Origin of the sequence: Komagataeibacter melomenusus (assembly GCF_013155395.1) — a bacterium.
In the GTDB taxonomy this organism is placed as follows: Bacteria; Pseudomonadota; Alphaproteobacteria; order Acetobacterales; family Acetobacteraceae; genus Komagataeibacter; species Komagataeibacter melomenusus.
The window spans coordinates 1-17526 of record NZ_JABJWC010000040.1; the positions used below are offsets into that span (position 1 = coordinate 1).

Genomic DNA, 17526 nt, shown 5'->3' on the forward strand with positions numbered 1-17526 from the left:
CGGCTTCATTACCGATACGGCGCATTGGGCAGGACGGGTCGCCCATGCCGCCGGAAGGGTTCAGCACATACTGGAAATCGGGCTGCACGACCATCCATGGCGTGACCTGGGCCTGATAGGTCAGTTCAAAATGGTTTTCATTGCCCTGCACCAAAGCACCGCGCGCGCGATCATATGCGCGCACGCCCGACGTGACGCGACCGATGCCCCAGCCCAGACCCAGCGTATCATTCATCCTGCCCGCAAACGGGGCCTTCAGGTTCAGGCCGGCATCAATGGCGAAACTTATGATATTGCGATCACCACTATTCCCGGTTGCCCGGACAAACAGCCCCAGCGCGCGCGATGCCGTGGGCGCGGGACGCCAGATCAACTGGTCGATGATTCCGTAAACCAGCCAGTTGCCCTGATCCCAGCGCGGCGTGCCTCCCTCCGCCCCAAGCGACTGCCCCTGCGTGTTGTACCGATAATCCGGGAAGCGTGCCGTATCGTAATAGCCCCCGAGTTTATAAATACCCGAGAGCCCAGGATGGTGAACGTCGCCCTGCGGATTGAGGGCATACTGGATTTCGGTAATCAGCAGGGCGCCAGTTCCCATATTGAACCGCGTGCCGCTGCCATCGCTGATGGTCTGGCTGGTTGGATCAGCCGGACTTCCGGTCAGGCCAAAGACATTACTGTCCCGATTGCCTGTTGGATTATCATCGGAGGCCGCGAACATGAATGTGTATTTTCCGCTGGGCCGGTAGCGCAGCCGGATTGCAGGCGCGGCAAGGGGCCATGACGGGCCGCCCGCATAAAGATTGACCGAAGGCCCCATGGGCCACCCGAAATTGGCATTGAGATACTGCGATGCATAATCACTGATCAGGAATTCCGTATCGAGGTCCTGCTGGCCAATCTTGATATCCAGTGCACCCTTGAGGAAAGACTGCTGGTACCACAGTTCAAACAGGCGGGTGGAGCGGTCCGCCTCAAATCCGCTGATGGGGTTGAAATCGCCCAGATGATCCTGGGTCATGGCACGTCCGCGGATCTGCAGGGCGCTGACATTGAATGTCGCGCCCCTGAGCCCGACGAGTTTTTCAAGGTCCGCCGTCAGGCTGGGCATGGTAATGCCAATATATGATGCTCCGGTGCCAGCCCCCCTGCCATCGCCGTTGGTGCTGGCGATCCCGCCCGTGGCATTGCCCCACAACTCGTTGACATCCTGAATGCCCAGTATCATGCCGTAACGGGCCAGCCATGGACGGAGGCCCCCCATATCCCCCAGCAGGCTGCCACCGGCGGCTGATGGTGTATCCTGGCTCCGGCTGGCATTGATTACATCCGCCTGCCAGGAATCCCGCATGGCGGCAGGATCAATCTGCGCGAGAAAAGGCGCGGAAGCCCCCAGGCGGGAACGTCCTTCAGCAATGGCGGTCTGGCCGTGAGCCGGGAGGCAGATAAGGCAGACGATGCCCCAGACGAGGCTCCCCCCGCAGGCACGCCACAAAAATCCGGGCACGGCAACGGCTGGAACCTTGCATGATGTCAGTCTGCACGATCGCAAATGATTCTCATATTAATACAAAACCCATCATCATCCGGCTTATATTATATGCACGACTTTATTTTCACAACATGATGTTTTTGTTAAACTTTTATTATAATGATAACCAATATATTGTATTTATTTTCATCACAAAAGTACAGTAAAGGTTTCCGTCATATATTTCATCGATATAAGGAAGTGACAGGCGAAAATGACAGCCCCTTTGCCTGTCTTTATAAAATACAATTCATGACCACGGTTTGCAGCCGGATCAGCGCCCCCTTTTCCCTGTTCAGGTTCACGTCATCTTCGCCTGTTACAAGAACCGCACGCATCAGCACGATGCCAGGGACGGGAGGCCGGACTCATACCATGCGATGGATATTACGGTACGGGCTGGCAGTCCTGATGATAATCAGCATGACCCTTTGCGCAGCCCATGCCGAGACCGAAGGTATCTGCAGGGCAGTCGAGCAGGGCATACGCCTTCATGTTGATGGCATGTATGGCGGATATCCCCATTCAGTCCTGCGTGACGCGGTTCTGGAAAGCGTGGACTGCCCATCTGGCGCGGCCGAACTGCAGGCCTTCCATGCCATTGCGGTGCCGCCCCCTCACATGCGTATTGCGGTCATGCGCCCGACAGGACAGGGCCAGCAGGGTTCGTTGTCCGTCATGCTGTTTTCACAGGGGCATTTCGTTATTGGCGAGCGCATGTCCCTGTCTCCTTTCTCACGCAGCCAGTCCCCGTTTTCAATAAAGGCCGACATCAATCTTGCGACCGCGCGCCTGTGGGATGACCTGGCAAAGCGGATCGCACAGGGAAAACCGATTATTCCATGATGGACGGCCATGCCGCATTTCCAAACCAAACCCCCTCACCGTCCGCCCGCCTGCTGGTCTGGATTGATGGCTGCTCGTTCAGGTTCGCGTCATGTCCGCCATCTATATTGACCGCATGGAACACAAACCCTGCCCCGCCCCGACATGCTATGACCTGCCGACGATCGTTTTCCACTGGAGTTGCGCAGCCATTATCGTGCTGCAGTTCGCCACTGCAAATGTGTGGGGCCTGTTCCGTAACCCGCTGCATCATCAACTGGTGGTCACACATCTGACATCAGGCATAATCCTGAGCCTGCTCATGCCCGCGCGCCTGGTGTGGCGCATGGGCTGGGGGCGCCATATCCGCGCCTCCGACCGCTGGCTCGATGCCGTTCTGGCCCGCAGCGTGGAATATGGCCTGTATGGCCTGGTCCTGCTGGAAATTCCTCTTGGATATCTGTGGCGATGGGGCAACGGACAGCCCATGAGCTTTCTGGCCATCCAGATCGCGCCGCCATTTGGCAGGTTTTCGGCATCAACGGTCGGCCTCCTGCACTGGCTGCATCAATGGAATGGCTGGCTGATCATTGTGCTGGCCACGGGTCACGCACTGGCCGCGTGCTTTCATCATTTCATTCTCAGGGACAATGTTTTTAACAGAATGCTGGCAAAAGGTACTATATCTGATGAATATGGAAAGTAGAACGGCACCACGCCCCAAGGAAGTACATGCAACATCCCGGCTGGGCTGGCTGCGGGCGGCCGTTCTGGGGGCGAATGACGGCATCCTGTCAACATCCAGCCTGATCATTGGCGTGGCCAGCGCCCATGCCACGCAGGCAAGCATCCTGCTGGCCGGGATTTCCAGCCTTGTGGCCGGGGCCATGTCCATGGCGGCGGGGGAATATGTGTCCGTCAGTTCGCAGGCGGATTCCGAGAAGGCCGACCTTGCCCGCGAAAAAAAGGAACTTGGCAGCAGTTGGGATGCCGAAGTCAGCGAGCTGGCCGGCATATACCGCCAGCGCGGCCTGGATGACATCCTGGCCCGCAAGGTGGCCCTTCAGCTTATGAAGCATGATGCCCTGGGTGCCCATGCCCGCGATGAACTTGGCATTTCGGAAGCAACTGCGGCCCGTCCGGTGCAGGCGGCCTTTGCATCGGCTGGCGCGTTCTCATCCGGCGCCATATTGCCCGTGCTGGCAGCCCTGCTCTCGCCAGCAGGCGTGGTGTCATGGACAGTATCCGCCATATCCCTGCTCGGCCTGGCCGTACTGGGGGTGGTGGGGGCACGTGCCGGTGGCGCGGACCCGTTGCGTCCGGCAATACGGGTCATATTCTGGGGCATCATGGCAATGGCCGTGACGGCGGCCATCGGCCGTATATTCGGGGTACAGACATGACCTTCTAAATATTGCAACATACCAGATGAATGAAAACAGATCATGGATGTCATTCTTGTAAGCGTGCTGTCAAATCTGGTTGTTTCATTATTATGCATACGGCTTGTCTTTTATTTGCACCATGGCAAACGTAATATGAAATTTTACAAAAACAGATCCATCTAACAATGCCATACCGGCAATGGGGGAGCGGGCCCGAGCTTTATCGGGACTGTTCCCCATACCGGGCAAAACCGCCAACACTGCCACCATTGATGACCATGGGAACGGTGTCATGTTTACCGCGTCGTTGCATCCTGCAGGTGGCCCCGCATGACCGGGCACAAGATGCGGCATCAAGCTGCCCCTCCCTGTTGCGCCCGTCCTGACCGGCACCGACGGCTGGATAAATCCATGCGCATATCAGGCAATGACAGGCATTTCTCGATCCATGATTCTCTTGATCTCATGTCGTATATGATTTTTATTTCTACAATTCCCAATTAAATTCAAATCAATATTTATATTTACATAATATACACAATCCATGACCGGACACGCGGCATCAACCGGGCATTTGATAAGATGGTCGCGGTACGGTGTAGAAAATTCTTACGAATTTCAACATTGTTGAACGCCCGCCCCCTCTTTCCACGCGACAGGAAAACGTGGAGCGTATATCCCCTCGCCTTGAATGAAAGCGAACCGGCGGGTCGGGATTTGTAAAAAAAACCGGCGCGCGGGTATGCTTCATTTCATGTAAAGAATATGAAATAAATATATCACTTCAATATTTATAACAAAAAACATGCTGTGAATATGGACGCATAACGGAAATATTCATTCATATGATGTAAAAGGCATCAATCCATGTTGCGTGAATATGGGGGCAAGCCCCTTGTGGAATGGCTCGTGTGGCTGCTGGGCGCGGTCATTTTTCTTGTTGGTCTGGTGTTTGTTGCTGGCGGGGCCGAACTGGCGCTGCTGGGTGGTTCCCTTTACTATCTGCTTTGTGGCCCTGTCCTGCTTGCCAGCGGATTGTGCATGCTGATGGGGCGCCTGCAGGGGGCGCTCCTTTATCTTGCGGCCCTTGCCTATACCTGGGTCTGGTCCGTGTGGGAGGTGGGGTTCAGCCCGATTGACCTCCTGCCCCGCGCCTTTGGCCCGACCCTGCTTGGCCTGCCTGTCCTTTTCTCCATTCCTGTCCTGCGGCGGATGGCCGCACGTCGCGCCATCGGGGGCACATGCTGATGCGCCGGTATCGTTTCCTCGCCATGGGCATGGGGGCCGCATGGCTGTGCCTGCCGGTATCATCATATGCACAGTTCGCCGCCGCAGGGTCTGGCGGGCCGCCGGGTGCATCCATTCCGGGGCCGGGCCGGGCCGATGAACCGGCGGAACAGGCCCCAGCCGATCCCGGCTATTTTGCCGGTCCTTCCCCCTACGCCCCGCAGGCTCCGGGCGTGAATGCGGCGAACCTGCCCGATATCGGGAGTGTTGCCGCCGACAGCCTGCCCGCCATGCTGCCGCAGGCGGGGGCTGACCCGGCACCGGGTGACTGGGCCACCTACGGGCGGGATGACGCGCAGACCCGTTATTCCCCGCTGGCCCAGATCACGCCGGAGAATGTCTCACACCTTCAGGTTGCCTTTACCTACCACACCGGCAGCTACCCCCGGCCGGGGCAGACGAACAAATGGGCGGCGGAAACCACACCGATCAAGGTAGGCGACGGGCTGTACATGTGCTCGGCACAGAACGACATCATGAAGCTGGACCCGGCCACGGGCAAGGAAATCTGGCGGCGCAACCTTGGTGAAAAATACGAAGCCATTCCCTATACCGCTGCGTGCAAGGGGGTGACGTATTTCACGTCGTCACAGGTACCGCAGGGGCAGCCCTGCCACAACCGTATCCTTGAGGGCACGCTGGACATGCGGCTGGTGGCGGTGGATGCCGCCACGGGGGAATTCTGCCCCGGCTTCGGCCACGACGGGCAGGTCAACCTGATGCAGGGCATGGGCGAGTCCGTTCCCGGTTTTGTCGCCATGACAGTGCCACCCACCGTGGTGAACGGCGTGGTCGTGGTCAATCATCAGGTGCTTGACGGGCAGCGCCGCTGGGCACCCTCGGGCGTGGTGCGCGGTTATGATGCCGAAAGTGGCCGCTTTGTCTGGGCGTGGGATGTCAAACGCCCCGATGACCACGACCAGCCCACGGGTAACCGGCATTACAGCCGCGGCACCCCCAATTCCTGGGCCGCCATGACCGGGGATGACGCGCTGGGGCTGGTTTACGTGCCCACGGGCAATTCGGCGGGTGACTATTTCAGCGGCTATCGCAGTGCTGCCGAAAATGCGGTCTCCACCTCCATCGTGGCGCTCGACGTCAAGACCGGAAGCCCGCGCTGGGTGTTCCAGACGGTGCACAAGGATGTCTGGGATTACGACATGGGATCACAGGTCACCATGATGGACATGCCGGGTACTGACGGCCAGACGGTGCCCGCCATCATCGTGCCGACCAAGCGGGGGCAGACCTTCGTGCTGGACCGCCGCACCGGGCAGTCGATCCTGCCGGTGGAAGAACGCCCCGCCCCGGCAGGCAACGTGGCGGGCGACACCCGCGCGCCCACCCAGCCATGGTCGGTCGGCATGCCGTCGCTGCATATGCCGGACCTGCGGGAGCAGGACATGTGGGGCGTGTCCCCCATCGACCAGCTTTACTGCCGCATCAAGTTCCGTCGTGCCCATTACGTCGGTGAGTTCACGCCCCCCAGCCTGGACAGGCCGTGGATCATGTATCCCGGCAATAACGGGGGCAGTGACTGGGGATCAATGGCCTATGACCCGCAGACCGGCATCCTGATCGCGAACTGGAATGCATCGCCGATGTATGCCCAACTGATTACCCGCAACAAGGCCGATGCGCTGAACCTCATGCCGATCGACGATCCGCATTACCACCCCGGCGCAGGCGCTGCCGAGGGCAACGGCCCGATGGAGGGCACGCCCTACGCCATCACCATCGCCCCGTTCTGGGACCCGTTCACCCGCATGCTGTGCCACAAACCGCCCTATGGCATGATTACCGCGATTGACATGAAGCACGACCAGAAAGTGCTGTGGCAGCACCCGCTGGGCACGGCGCGCGCCAATGGGCCGTGGGGCCTGCCGACCGGCCTGCCGTGGGAGATCGGCACGCCCAACAACGGCGGCGCGGTGGTTACGGCGGGCGGGCTGGTGTTCATCGGTGCTGCGACGGACAACCTGATCCGCGCGATTGACGAACGCACCGGCAAGGTTCTGTGGTCCCATGTGCTGCCCGGCGGCGGGCAGGCCAACCCGATGACATACGAGGTCAACGGACGGCAGTATGTGGCGATCATGGCGGGCGGCCATCACTTCATGATGACGCCGGTGACGGACGAACTGGTGGTTTTCGCCCTGCCACAGGCGGCACGATAGCGCCACGCCACTGTAACAGGCCGGGTTCTGGCTCCCTGCGGGCCGGACCCGGTCGTCCCGCCCGCTTGGGCGGGGCAGCCGGATATCATCCGACGCCAGCCTTAACCCGGCCCGCCCCTGCCGATGCGCGGGATCACGCCGTTCTGCTGCTGGCGTTCGATCGCGCTGATCAGCACCGCGAGTGGATCGGCATCCTGCGCGTATCCAGCCAGCCGGATCTTTGTCATGTCGGATACGACATCGGCTTCTGTCCCGAATACAAAGTCGCCAAATCCCCAGCCAACGGCTTTGGCGAAATCGGGCTGCACCAGATCGCTTGCAATCGCATCCCAGACCGGGGCGAGCGCGGGCATGTGCCCGGCCAGCGAGAACGGGATCGGCTCGCCTGTGGTCAGGCCGAAATGCCGCGCCACACCTTCCCATATCCGGCGCCAGCGGAAGGGCGCGTGCACGTAATTGAAGGCCTGACCAGCAGCCGTATCGGACGTTGCCGCCCACAGGCTGGCGCGGGCCAGAGCGTGGGCATCCGTGACCTGTGCCAGGCACCTGTCATACGTTTTACAGGAGCCGGGAAAACGGAACGCGGCCCCGTCAGCCACACAGATGGCGGCATAGGCGCCGATGACGGTTGCGATGTTCATCGCATTGCCCGCGGCATCACCCACGACCACGTCGGGACGCAGGATGGTCCATTCGGGCCCACCGGCTTCATGGCGGGCCTGCAATTCACGCTGCTGCGTAAAATAGAAATTCGGGCCGATCGGACGGGGGTTTTCATCTTCGTAAAACGGCGTGGAAACCGGGCCAAGATGCACCCCATACACCTTGGCGCCCTGATACAGGACAACCCGCCGCAGCGGTGCGCCAGCATGCTGCAATCCATCCAGCAGATTGCGCAGCATGGCAGCATTGCGCGTATCCTCCCCGGCCAGCCCGCCACCGGGGCCATAGGCGGCATAGAACAGGTGCGTGCAGTCCGCCGCCGCTTCCAGCGCCATTCGCGTCTGCGCGGTATCGGTCAGGTCGGCGCGGATATCGCCATGGCTGCGCGACAGGCCACGGGCTTCCCAGCCGGGTGCGCGGGCCAGTTCCTCCAGCAGGGCCTTGCCAATGATGCCGTTCGCGCCCGCGACGAGTGCTTTGTAAACCAATGCTGTTCTCCTTGCTGCAAGACGGCACTGCGCGGTAATGTCCCATGCCGACGCAGCCCACCATTGCCTTTAGAATACCTGTGCCGTCGGCCGGATAATAATCTCGTTAATATCGACATCCGGCGTCTGGGAGATCGCGTACGCGATGGCCCCGGTAACCGCGTCGGCGCTGATCTCCGCCGTGGCATACATGGTCTCCACCGCGTCTTTCGCGGGGCCTGCGCTGATATGGGAGGGCAGTTCGGTCGCAACCGCACCCGGGGAGATGACCGTGCTGCGGATGTACGGCCCGGCTTCCTGGCGGAACCCTTCGGAAATCGCGCGCACGGCGAACTTGGTGCCGCAATAGACGGCAAAACCCGGCCCCACCTTGTGCCCGGCCACTGAAGAGACAGTAACGACATGACCCGCGCCCTGCGCCTGCATGACCGGCAGGGCCGCGGCAATGCCATACCAGCACGCCCTTGATGTTGACGTCGATCATCTGGTCCCGCTGATCGACCTTCAGGTCACTCAGGAGGGCGACCAGCAGGACACCCGCATTGTTGACAAGAACACACCAGCCAGTCGGGATGATCGCGCCGAGGTGAGACGTCTTGCTGCCGCCATTCAGGACACGACAGACGAAAGCATTGAACTGGCCTATGTCGAGCAGGGATATACCGGCGAGAAACCTGCCGGGGCAGCACGGGCCCAGGGAATTACCCTTGAAGTTGTCAGGTTGCCCGAGGCCAAACGTGGCTTTGTCCTGCTGCCGCGCCGATGGGTCGTTGAACGGTCTTTCGCATGGGCAACACGCTGTCGCAGGCTCGTCAAGGATTACGAGCGTTATGCCTCAACCCTCGCAAGTCTCCATGTTATCGCGTTCGCGTGCTTCATGCTTAGAAATGCAGCTATGCATGACGGTAACGGGCTTGGACTGAGCATGGTAAAAGCCATAGTACACCTGCACAGGGGCACGATCGTCTTGTCTGACGATAACCCTGGCGTAAGGTGTATCGTTAAGTTACCCATAGACCTTTAGCCCTGACGGTCTATCGGATGGGAAAATGGTGATGAACGCGCATTGAGCCACCGAGTGCGTCTCCCATTGGCTGCCTTGCTCGACGTAGTCCAGCATCATGGCCTTGGCCTGCATGTTTCGCCGCGCACCGGAATACAGGCCGTTCAGGGCTGGGGAAATCACAGCGCGAGGGGCCTCCTGGGTGTCTTTGGGTGGATCTTCGTCGCACTGACAGAACAGGCTGGCCCTTCGATACGTCTGATGATCGATGCGACACACCTCAAGGCGCACGGGACAGCAACGTCCCGGCCCCACCGGACCGAACTCAAAGCTGCATGCCGTGCTTGCGCGCTACATCACCCCGTGCGGGCGTGCCCGCCACGAAGTGCTCCAGAAGCCGTTTTTGGGTGCCGACGGGTAGCCGACTACGACGACGTGCTTTCATAAGACATATCAAGCCTTTGTCGGCTTACCTATGGCAGCCCCATGATTTTCTGGGGTGCCGCATTTTTTTCAGGCCGCGTTCTCATGACAGCAGGGCATTGCATGGGCGCGCGTTGCAGGCAGCCATCTGACGAAAGCAGATCCTTCCGCGGCAATACAGTAAAAGTTTCATAATGAAATTAATTTCATTTCAAATAACAATGTAAATAAAAGTTCATTAAATATTTAAAATAAACAATATCCTGAATTGTAATGAAAATTATTTTAAATCTTATCTGTTCATACTTTGTAAAAAAACACTGTATCTGTCGTTCAGGCACAGCCCGCGGATTCATGCGGGCCCGTCCGTCACCCATCCTGCTGGAGTGTCTCTGCCATGCCCCCTGTGCTGCCTGAATATTCCTGACCTGCGCCTGCCTGCCGGAGCGATCCGGCCGGGCCGATTGCGCCATCATATCGTGCGGACGCCTGCAATCAGGCCTATATGAGGCCATCATTTACCCCATGAGGGCGCATGGGGCAGTCAGGAATGCCATCAACGCAATAAAACCGCATGCTTACACTTATGCGGTTCTTCGTAATACAGGGAATTATCCATCCCATGAATGCCATCGTAGTCACTGCACTACGTCGGCCCTATACCTTTGTGGTGCTTTCGATCCTGATCGTGGTCTTTGGCATCATGTCGGTATGGCGTACGCCGACGGATGTGTTCCCCAATATCCGCATTCCGGTCGTGTCCGTCGTCTGGACCTATGGCGGCATGCTGCCTGAGGAATTCGCGGGCCGGATCATCTATAATTACGAACTGATGGTGACCTCGACTGTCGAGGGCATCGAGCATATGGAAAGCAGTTCGTATTACGGGCGCGGCATCGTCAACATATACTTCCAGCCCGGCACCGATATTGGCAAGGCGGAAGCCGAAGTCACCGCCATTTCCCAGACGGTGATCAAGCAGTTGCCCGAGAACATCCCCTCCCCCATGGTCATGAGCCTCGATGCCTCATCCGTGCCGGTGCTCACGCTTCAGGTCACATCGGATAAACAGACCCCGTCCGACCTGTTCAAGCTGGCCATGATCCGCGTGCGGCCGCTGCTGGTGACCGTGCCGGGCGCGGTGGTGCCGCAGGCCTATGGCGGCATGGACAGTTTTGTCATGGTGGCGCTGAACCAGCAGCAGCTTCAGGCGCATCACCTCTCGGCCATGGATGTGCAGAACGCCCTGCGCGGGCAGAATATCGTGCTCCCGGCAGGCGACCAGAAAATAGCGGCCACCGACTGGATGGTGCAGACCAACGCCACCCCGCGCTCAATGAAGGAACTGGGCGACATTCCGGTCAAGCGCGTGGGCAATGCCGTGATCTACGTGCATGATGTGGCCGAGGTCTATCGTGGCGGCCACCCGCAGACCAACCTCGTGCTGGTCAAGGGCAAGCAGGGGGTCGAGATCGTGGTCATGAAAAGTGGCGATGCCTCGACGCTGGATGTGGTCGCGGGCGCCAAGGCGCTCCTGCCACGCATCCAGAAACTGCTGCCGCCCGATGTCAAGGTGAGCATTCTGGGCGATGCCTCGGTATTCGTGAAAGATTCCATTTTCGACGTGGTGCGCGAAATGCTCACCGCAGCCTTCCTGACCGGCATGGTGGTGCTGCTGTTCCTGGGGTCATGGCGGCCCACGGTCATCATCGCCACCTCCATCCCGCTGGCCATCCTGTGTGCCATCATCGGGCTGCACTGGGCGGGGCAGACCATCAATGTCATGACACTGGGCGGCCTTGCGCTGGCGGTGGGCATCCTGGTCGATGATGCCACGGTGATGATCGAGAACATCGACGCGCATCTTGAAATGGGCAAGGCGCTGGAACCCGCCATCATCGATGCCGCCAACCAGATCGTCATCCCCACCTTTGTCGCCACCACCTGCATCTGCATTGTCTGGCTGCCGCTGTTCGGGCTGAGCGGGGTGGCGGGCTGGCTGTTCATGCCCATGGCGGAGGCCATCATCTTCGCCATGATCGCCTCTTTCATCCTGTCGCGCACGCTGGTGCCGACCATGGCCAAATACCTGCTGGCGGGCCATAGCGTGGCAGGGCATGGGGATTCCCACCACTGCGAGCCGCAGGTGCATAACCTGCAATACCCCAGGCGCCTGCCCGAGCGCTTCCAGCAGGCATTCGAGCGCGGGTTCAATACCTTCCGTGAACGCTACGGTGCCCTGCTCGGGCGCGCCATAGCGCGGCGGAGGCGGTTCGTGGCCATCTTCCTTGGCGTATCGGTCGGCTCGCTGGGGCTATACCTGATCGCGGGACGCGACTTCTTCCCCGAGACGAAATCCGGCACGCTGCAGATGCACATGCGTGCCCCCCTTGGCACCCGCATCGAGGTGGCGGGCCGCGAGGCCTCGCTGGTGGAGGACCGGGTCAACGCGCTGTTCCCAGGCAAGGTGGAAAGCATGATCGAAAACTGTGGCCTGCCCGAAGGCGCGCATAACCAGGCCTTCATCCCCACGCCAACCATCGGCACGCAGGACTGCGACATCACCATTGCGCTCAAAAACGAGGAAACCCCGGTATGGGATGACCGCGCCATCCTGCGCCGCGACCTCTCGGCGCGTTTTCCCGGCACGGTGTTCACCTTCCAGCCCGCCGATCTTACGGCCAGGATCCTGAATTTCGGCTCCCCGGCGCCCATTGACGTGCAGATCTCCGGCCCCGACCTGCGCGATAATTACGACTACGCCCGCCTGCTCGTAAACCGCCTGCGCGCCGTCCCCGGTGCCGCCGATGTCGTGATCCAGCAGACCATGAAGACACCGACCCTGTTCGTGCAGGGCAACCGCACCTTCGGCCAGGCCACCGGCATGACGGAGGCCGACCTTGCCAATAACGAACTCATGACCCTTTCAGGCAGCCAGACGGTGGACCCGCAATACTGGCTCGACCCTGCCACGGGCATCACCTTCCCGCTGAACGTGTATGTGTCACAGGACCAGCTGACGCATTTCAACAACCTCATGACCATTCCGGTCGACAAGGGCGATGGCGACCCGCAGGGGCGGCACATGCAGCTTCTGGGTGGCATCAGCAATGTCAGCGCCACCGGCACGCCGGGGCAGGTCTCGCACTTCAATTCCATGCCTGAGGTGGACATCTATGTTTCCGCCGAAGGGGCGGATCTGGGGCAGGTCACCACCGGCGTGCAGCACGTGCTGGAGCAGACGCGCGACAGGGTGCCCTCCACCGCCGCCGTGGTGGTGCGCGGCCAGACCGAGACCATGCGCCATGCCTATATCGAGCTGGTGTTCGGGCTGGTGGTGTCGGTGCTGCTGATCTACCTGCTGATCGTGGTCAACTTCCAGTCCTGGCTGGACCCGTTCATCATCATCTCGGCCCTGCCCGCAGCCCTTGCCGGCATCGCCTGGGCGCTGTTCCTGACCCATACGCGCCTGTCGGTGCCCGCATTGACGGGAGCGATCATGTGCATGGGCACGGCGACGGCCAATTCCATCCTTGTCGTATCCTTTGCCCGTGAGCGGATCGAGGAACATGGCGATGCCCTGCGTGCAGCACTCGAGGCGGGCTACGGCCGCATCCGCCCCGTGCTGATGACGGCGCTGGCCATGGTGATCGGCATGGTGCCCATGGCCATGAGCAATTCGCAGAACGCGCCCCTGGGCCGCGCCGTGATTGGCGGGCTGCTGGTGGCCACCGTGTCCACGCTCCTGTTCGTGCCCTGTGTTTACGCAATCCTGCATAACCGCGCCCCCCGCAACCGCGAGGAACTGAACTGATGTCCACCCGGGAATCCCGTAAGATGCTGATGCTGGCCGGTGCCACGATCCTTGTGGGCTGGTGCGGTTACCTGCTGGTCGGGCGCATCCACCATGCCACCGCCCTGCGCCATGAGGCGGCACAGGCCACCGTGCCCGATGTGATGGTCATAGCCCCACGCCGGGAGGCCCGCCATGTCAGCCTCGACCTGCCCGGCACGATCGAGGCGTGGTACCAGGCCCCCATCTACCCGCAGGCCTCGGGCTACGTGCAGATGTGGTACAAGGACTACGGTGCCCGCGTGGCAGCGGGCGACGTGCTGGCCGAGATCAATACCCCGGGCCTTGATGCCCAGTTTGCGCAGGCGCAGGCCGATCTTCAGTCCTCGCAGGCCAAATACGACCTGGCTGTCGTGACCGCCCAGCGCTGGCGGCTGATGGGCAGGTCACAGGCGGTATCGGGCCAGTCGGTCTCGGTGCAGGATGCCAACGAGAAATCGGCCTCGGCTGATCTCGAAGCCGCGCGCCACAACCTTGACCGCTATGCCGCCCTTGAGCGCTTCAAGGTCATTGTCGCCCCCTTTGATGGCGTGGTGACCGAGCGTGACATCAACGTGGGCGACTACGTGCATGAAGGCGGCGGCAACCTGAACGCCACTGGGGCGGCGAGCGAACTGTTCAGCGTGGCGGATACGCACCAGATGCGGCTGTTCGTCTCGATACCGGAGAACATGTCCTACATCCTCCAGCCCGGCCTGCATGCAAGCGTGCGGGTGCCGCAGTTCCCCGATCGCACCTTCGAGGCGAAGTTCCTGACCGTATCGGGCGGCTACGACCCCGATACCCGCACCAGCGTGAGTGAATTCGTGATCGATAATTCCGACCACGCCCTGTGGCCCGGCACCTTCGCCGCCGTAACCCTGAGCGCGCCCGAGCAGGCGGCCCACCAGAGCATTCCCACCGGCGCGCTGGTGTTTCAGGAGCATGGCATGCAGGTGGCGGTGGTGGATGGGCAGGGTCGCGCGCATTTCCACGACATAACGGTGGGCCGCATGGGTGATGGGGCAACGCAGGTGCTCTCGGGCATAAACCCTGATGACCGGATCATCGACAACCCGCCCGCCGACCTGCTGGAAGGCGAGCGCGTGCATGTGGTCCAGCCCGCAGCCGGATACAGCAACGACACCGATGAAAAGGACGATGAATGATGGCCCGTAGCATTCACCGCTCCCCGTTTATGGGCGCTGCCTGCGCCGCATCACTGCTGTCACTGGCGGGGTGCGACCTTGCGCCCGTCTATCATGCGCCGCATTACGTCATTCCCGCCACATGGCAGGGGCAGGCCCCGTTCGGCGTGGCCCACCCGATGGATGACAGCATTCCCGCGCAGTGGTGGCAGGGTTTTGCCGACCCCGAGCTTGATACGCTGGAAGAGACGGCCATGGCCCATAACGGCGACCTGCAGGCCGCCAGCGAGCGCTTCCTGCAGGCGCGCGCCATCGTCAGCGAGGCACGCGCCGACCTGCTGCCGCATTTTGGCGTGGCCTTTGGCGGCAGCAACAACAAAAGCTCGGCCGAGCGGCTGTTCCGCTACAAGGGGCCGATTACGGATTCCGATGAGTTCTATGGCGGCATGGCCTCGTGGGAGCCGGATTTCTGGTCCTCCATCCGCAACCGCGTGCGCCTGCAAAAAGACTACGCGCAGGAACAGGCCGCGCAATACGCCGCCGCACGGCTGAGCCTGCAGGCCGAACTGGCCAGCGATTACTTCACCCTGCGCGGGCTGGATGCGCAGGCGGCGATCTATACCCAGTCGATCCGCTATTATGAGGAATCCCTGCGTGTGACCCAGACCCGGCTGGTGGACCAGGCGGCCTCCCGGCTGGACGTGGCGCGCGCGCAGAACCAGCTTTACACCACGCAGGCCCGCCTGCTCGACATCCAGGCCCAGCGCGAGGTGATGGAGCATGCGGTGGCGGTTCTGGTCAATGTCGCGCCCTCATCCTTCCATCTGGCACCGGATGCCCACCTCAATACCACCCGCTTCGCGCTGTCCGCCCCCCTGCCCTCCGACCTGTTGCAGCGCAGGCCCGACATTGCCATGAGCGAGCGCCAGATGGCACAGGCCAACCGGGCCATCGGCATTGCGCGCGCGGCGTTCTACCCGCATGTGTCCTTCCAGATGAACGGGGGGTTTGATGATAACGGCTTCAACCTCGCCAACCTGGCCAACAGCATGTGGTCGTATGGCGCCACCGTGACCATGCCGGTATTTGAAGGCGGGCTGCGGCGCGCGCAGTTGCAGCAGAGCTGGTCCGCCTACCGCGAAACGCGTGACCATTACCGCGTGACCATTCTCAACGCCTTTCGCGATGTGGAGGATGGCCTGTCGCGCACCAGCCGGCTTGATGGCGAAAACGGCCGCCTGCGTGCCGCCGTGGGGGCTGCCAGCCAGACGCAGGACATCACCATGAACCTGTATAAAGGCGGCCTTGCCACCTATCTCGACGTGCTGATCGCGCAGGTCAGCACGCTTGATGCCCGCATACAGCAGGCCGAAATCCAGACCCGCTACCTGCAGGCGCAGGTTGGCCTGATCCGCGCCTGCGGCGGGGGATGGAACGCGGCCAGCCTGCCCGCGCCCGACAGACTGTTCTCGGTCGACCCGCTACAGTATTCCGGCCTGCATAACGCACGCCCCGCAGGCGATGTGCCGCCACCCCACAGCCACGGCCCCGACCCGGATGACAACCTGACCGGGCCCGTCCTCTCGCCACATACCAGCCCATGAAAACAGGGCATGCAGGGGCGTAATCTCCCCCTGCATGCCCCGGGCGTATCGTCGGTTAAGATACGTGGATTTGAGTAGAATACGGTATGGGCATGGTATTTCCTGCCATATATATTTATTAGGCTCAGGACGCATAGCCAGAACATGACGGTTGCAGCGAGGCAGATCGCCGAGAAGAATACGGTGGGGCATCTGTCATAGCGTGTCGCAACCCGTCTCCAGTCCTTGAGCCTCCCGAACATGATCTCGATACGGCTGCGTCTTTTGTATTTCCGCCTGTCGTATTTTATGGGTTTCCCTCGGGATTTCCGTCCCGGAATGCAGGGTTTGATCCCTTTCTCCTCCAAGGCATCCCTGAACCAGTCAGCATCATAGCCCCGATCTGCCAGCATCCATTCGGCTGATGGAAGACCGTCCAGAAGGGCAGCCGCACCGGTGCAATCACTGATCTGGCCTGCTGTCATGAAGAAGTCGAGCGGACGTCCGTTCCGGTCGGTGACGGCATGCAGCTTCGTATTCATCCCGCCTTTGGTGCGCCCAATCAGACGGCCTGGAGCCCCTTTTTTAACCGCAGGCTCGAAGCTGTGCGATGTGCCTTGAGATAGGTCGCATCAATCATGATCGTCTGAGGCTCTGCCTTGCCGGTAGTCAGTCCCTCCATCATGCGGATGAATATCCCCATAGCACTCCAGCGCTTCCAGCGATTGTAGAGCGTCTTGTGTGGACCGTATTCCCGGGGTGCATCACGCCAACGCAGACCATTTCTGTTCACGAAAATGATCCCACTCAACACACGACGGTCATCAACGCGAGGTTTGCCATGGCTCTTCGGAAAAAAAGGCCGCAGACGCTCCATCTGCTCGTCCGTCAGCCAATACAGGTCACTCATCTTCAGTCTCCTCAAGGAGCCTGAATCACATCCGGCCACTCATATCAATGGGTCCTGAGCCTAACCCCGGTCGGCGAGTAGCCATTGGGCCCTTCGGCACTGCATCGAGCAGAGCGGCAGCACCGATATGATCACTGACCTGGCCTGCGATCATGAAGAAGCTCAAAGGACGGCCGATCAAGCGACCCACCTCCCCCTTTTTACCCGCAGGCTGGAAGCCGTGCGGTGCACCTTCAGATAGGTCGCATCGATCATCACCGTCTTGCGCCCT

General features: G+C 60.7%; 12 protein-coding genes and 3 pseudogenes. 9 read left to right on the forward strand and 6 right to left on the reverse strand.

All coding sequences use genetic code 11. The features are described 5' to 3' along the window. A partial coding sequence (locus HNW77_RS13440) for a carbohydrate porin (RefSeq protein WP_172158277.1) occupies positions 1-1552 on the reverse strand: 1552 nt, incomplete at its 3' end. Between the two features lie 354 nt (positions 1553-1906). Between HNW77_RS13440 and HNW77_RS13445 the strand changes: the two genes are divergently transcribed. The 3 genes from HNW77_RS13445 to HNW77_RS13455 all read left to right on the forward strand — a co-directional run bounded on the left by HNW77_RS13445 (position 1907) and on the right by HNW77_RS13455 (position 3759). Beyond that, a complete protein-coding gene (locus HNW77_RS13445) occupies positions 1907-2377 on the forward strand; it encodes a hypothetical protein (protein WP_172158278.1) in 471 nt (156 codons plus the stop codon). A gap of 91 nt (positions 2378-2468) precedes the next feature. After that, positions 2469-3062, forward strand: a complete 594-nt coding sequence (locus HNW77_RS13450; protein ID WP_241694474.1) for a cytochrome b — start codon at positions 2469-2471, stop codon at positions 3060-3062. Next, positions 3052-3759 (forward strand): VIT1/CCC1 transporter family protein, encoded by a 708-nt coding sequence (locus tag HNW77_RS13455; RefSeq protein ID WP_172158311.1) that lies wholly within the window; start codon positions 3052-3054, stop codon positions 3757-3759. Before HNW77_RS13450 ends, HNW77_RS13455 begins: the two co-directional genes overlap by 11 nt. 90 nt (positions 3760-3849) lie before the next feature. Here HNW77_RS13455 and HNW77_RS13460 read toward each other — a convergent pair whose 3' ends face one another. Further along, entirely contained in the window at positions 3850-4098 is a 249-nt protein-coding gene (locus HNW77_RS13460; protein ID WP_172158280.1) for a hypothetical protein, read from the reverse strand. A 510-nt stretch (positions 4099-4608) separates the two neighbouring features. Here HNW77_RS13460 and HNW77_RS13465 point away from each other — a divergent pair. Both HNW77_RS13465 and HNW77_RS13470 read left to right on the forward strand, forming a co-directional pair. Next, positions 4609-4989 (forward strand): glycerol dehydrogenase, encoded by a 381-nt coding sequence (locus tag HNW77_RS13465; protein ID WP_172158288.1) that lies wholly within the window; start codon positions 4609-4611, stop codon positions 4987-4989. After that, complete coding sequence (locus HNW77_RS13470) at positions 4983-7205, forward strand: pyrroloquinoline quinone-dependent dehydrogenase (protein WP_408886847.1); 2223 nt, start codon at positions 4983-4985, stop codon at positions 7203-7205. The genes HNW77_RS13465 and HNW77_RS13470 overlap by 7 nt, the downstream gene beginning before the upstream one ends. A 101-nt stretch (positions 7206-7306) precedes the next feature. On the opposite strand, the gene HNW77_RS13475 is transcribed toward HNW77_RS13470, so the two are convergent. Both HNW77_RS13475 and HNW77_RS13480 read right to left on the reverse strand, forming a co-directional pair. Then, on the reverse strand, positions 7307-8356 hold the full coding sequence (locus HNW77_RS13475) for an SDR family oxidoreductase (RefSeq protein ID WP_172158297.1): 1050 nt from the start codon (positions 8354-8356) through the stop codon (positions 7307-7309). A 69-nt stretch (positions 8357-8425) separates the two neighbouring features. After that, positions 8426-8782, reverse strand: a complete 357-nt coding sequence (locus HNW77_RS13480; protein WP_241694475.1) for an SDR family oxidoreductase — start codon at positions 8780-8782, stop codon at positions 8426-8428. Between the two features lie 130 nt (positions 8783-8912). Here HNW77_RS13480 and HNW77_RS13485 point away from each other — a divergent pair. The 4 genes and pseudogenes from HNW77_RS13485 to HNW77_RS13505 all read left to right on the forward strand — a co-directional run. Then, positions 8913-9248 (forward strand): annotated as a pseudogene (locus HNW77_RS13485) (transposase); the annotation flags it as partial. A 1156-nt stretch (positions 9249-10404) separates the two neighbouring features. Beyond that, the gene (locus tag HNW77_RS13495) at positions 10405-13596 is read left to right on the forward strand and encodes an efflux RND transporter permease subunit (RefSeq protein WP_172158299.1); all 3192 of its coding nucleotides are present in this window, start codon (positions 10405-10407) and stop codon (positions 13594-13596) included. Further along, a complete protein-coding gene (locus HNW77_RS13500) occupies positions 13596-14783 on the forward strand; it encodes an efflux RND transporter periplasmic adaptor subunit (RefSeq protein ID WP_172158300.1) in 1188 nt (395 codons plus the stop codon). Before HNW77_RS13495 ends, HNW77_RS13500 begins: the two co-directional genes overlap by 1 nt. Continuing rightward, positions 14780-16366, forward strand: coding sequence for an efflux transporter outer membrane subunit (locus HNW77_RS13505; RefSeq protein WP_172158302.1), 1587 nt, complete (start codon positions 14780-14782; stop codon positions 16364-16366). Before HNW77_RS13500 ends, HNW77_RS13505 begins: the two co-directional genes overlap by 4 nt. 134 nt (positions 16367-16500) lie before the next feature. Here the strand turns inward: HNW77_RS13505 and HNW77_RS13510 are convergent. After that, positions 16501-17255: pseudogene (locus HNW77_RS13510) on the reverse strand (IS5 family transposase); the annotation flags it as partial. A gap of 63 nt (positions 17256-17318) precedes the next feature. Continuing rightward, positions 17319-17519 (reverse strand): annotated as a pseudogene (locus tag HNW77_RS13515) (IS5/IS1182 family transposase); the annotation flags it as partial. Positions 17520-17526 lie beyond the last annotated feature (7 nt).

What these genes read in the sequence shown, in the direction of transcription:
- HNW77_RS13445 (WP_172158278.1), top strand. Translation starts at nt 1,907, where the DNA reads ATGCGATGGATATTACGGTACGGGCTGGCAGTCCTGATGATAATCAGC.
- HNW77_RS13450 (WP_241694474.1), top strand. Translation starts at nt 2,469, where the DNA reads ATGTCCGCCATCTATATTGACCGCATGGAACACAAACCCTGCCCCGCC.
- HNW77_RS13455 (WP_172158311.1), top strand. Translation starts at nt 3,052, where the DNA reads ATGGAAAGTAGAACGGCACCACGCCCCAAGGAAGTACATGCAACATCC.
- HNW77_RS13465 (WP_172158288.1), top strand. Translation starts at nt 4,609, where the DNA reads ATGTTGCGTGAATATGGGGGCAAGCCCCTTGTGGAATGGCTCGTGTGG.
- HNW77_RS13470 (WP_408886847.1), top strand. Translation starts at nt 4,983, where the DNA reads ATGCTGATGCGCCGGTATCGTTTCCTCGCCATGGGCATGGGGGCCGCA.
- HNW77_RS13480 (WP_241694475.1), bottom strand. Translation starts at nt 8,782, where the DNA reads ATGCAGGCGCAGGGCGCGGGTCATGTCGTTACTGTCTCTTCAGTGGCC.
- HNW77_RS13495 (WP_172158299.1), top strand. Translation starts at nt 10,405, where the DNA reads ATGAATGCCATCGTAGTCACTGCACTACGTCGGCCCTATACCTTTGTG.
- HNW77_RS13500 (WP_172158300.1), top strand. Translation starts at nt 13,596, where the DNA reads ATGTCCACCCGGGAATCCCGTAAGATGCTGATGCTGGCCGGTGCCACG.
- HNW77_RS13505 (WP_172158302.1), top strand. Translation starts at nt 14,780, where the DNA reads ATGATGGCCCGTAGCATTCACCGCTCCCCGTTTATGGGCGCTGCCTGC.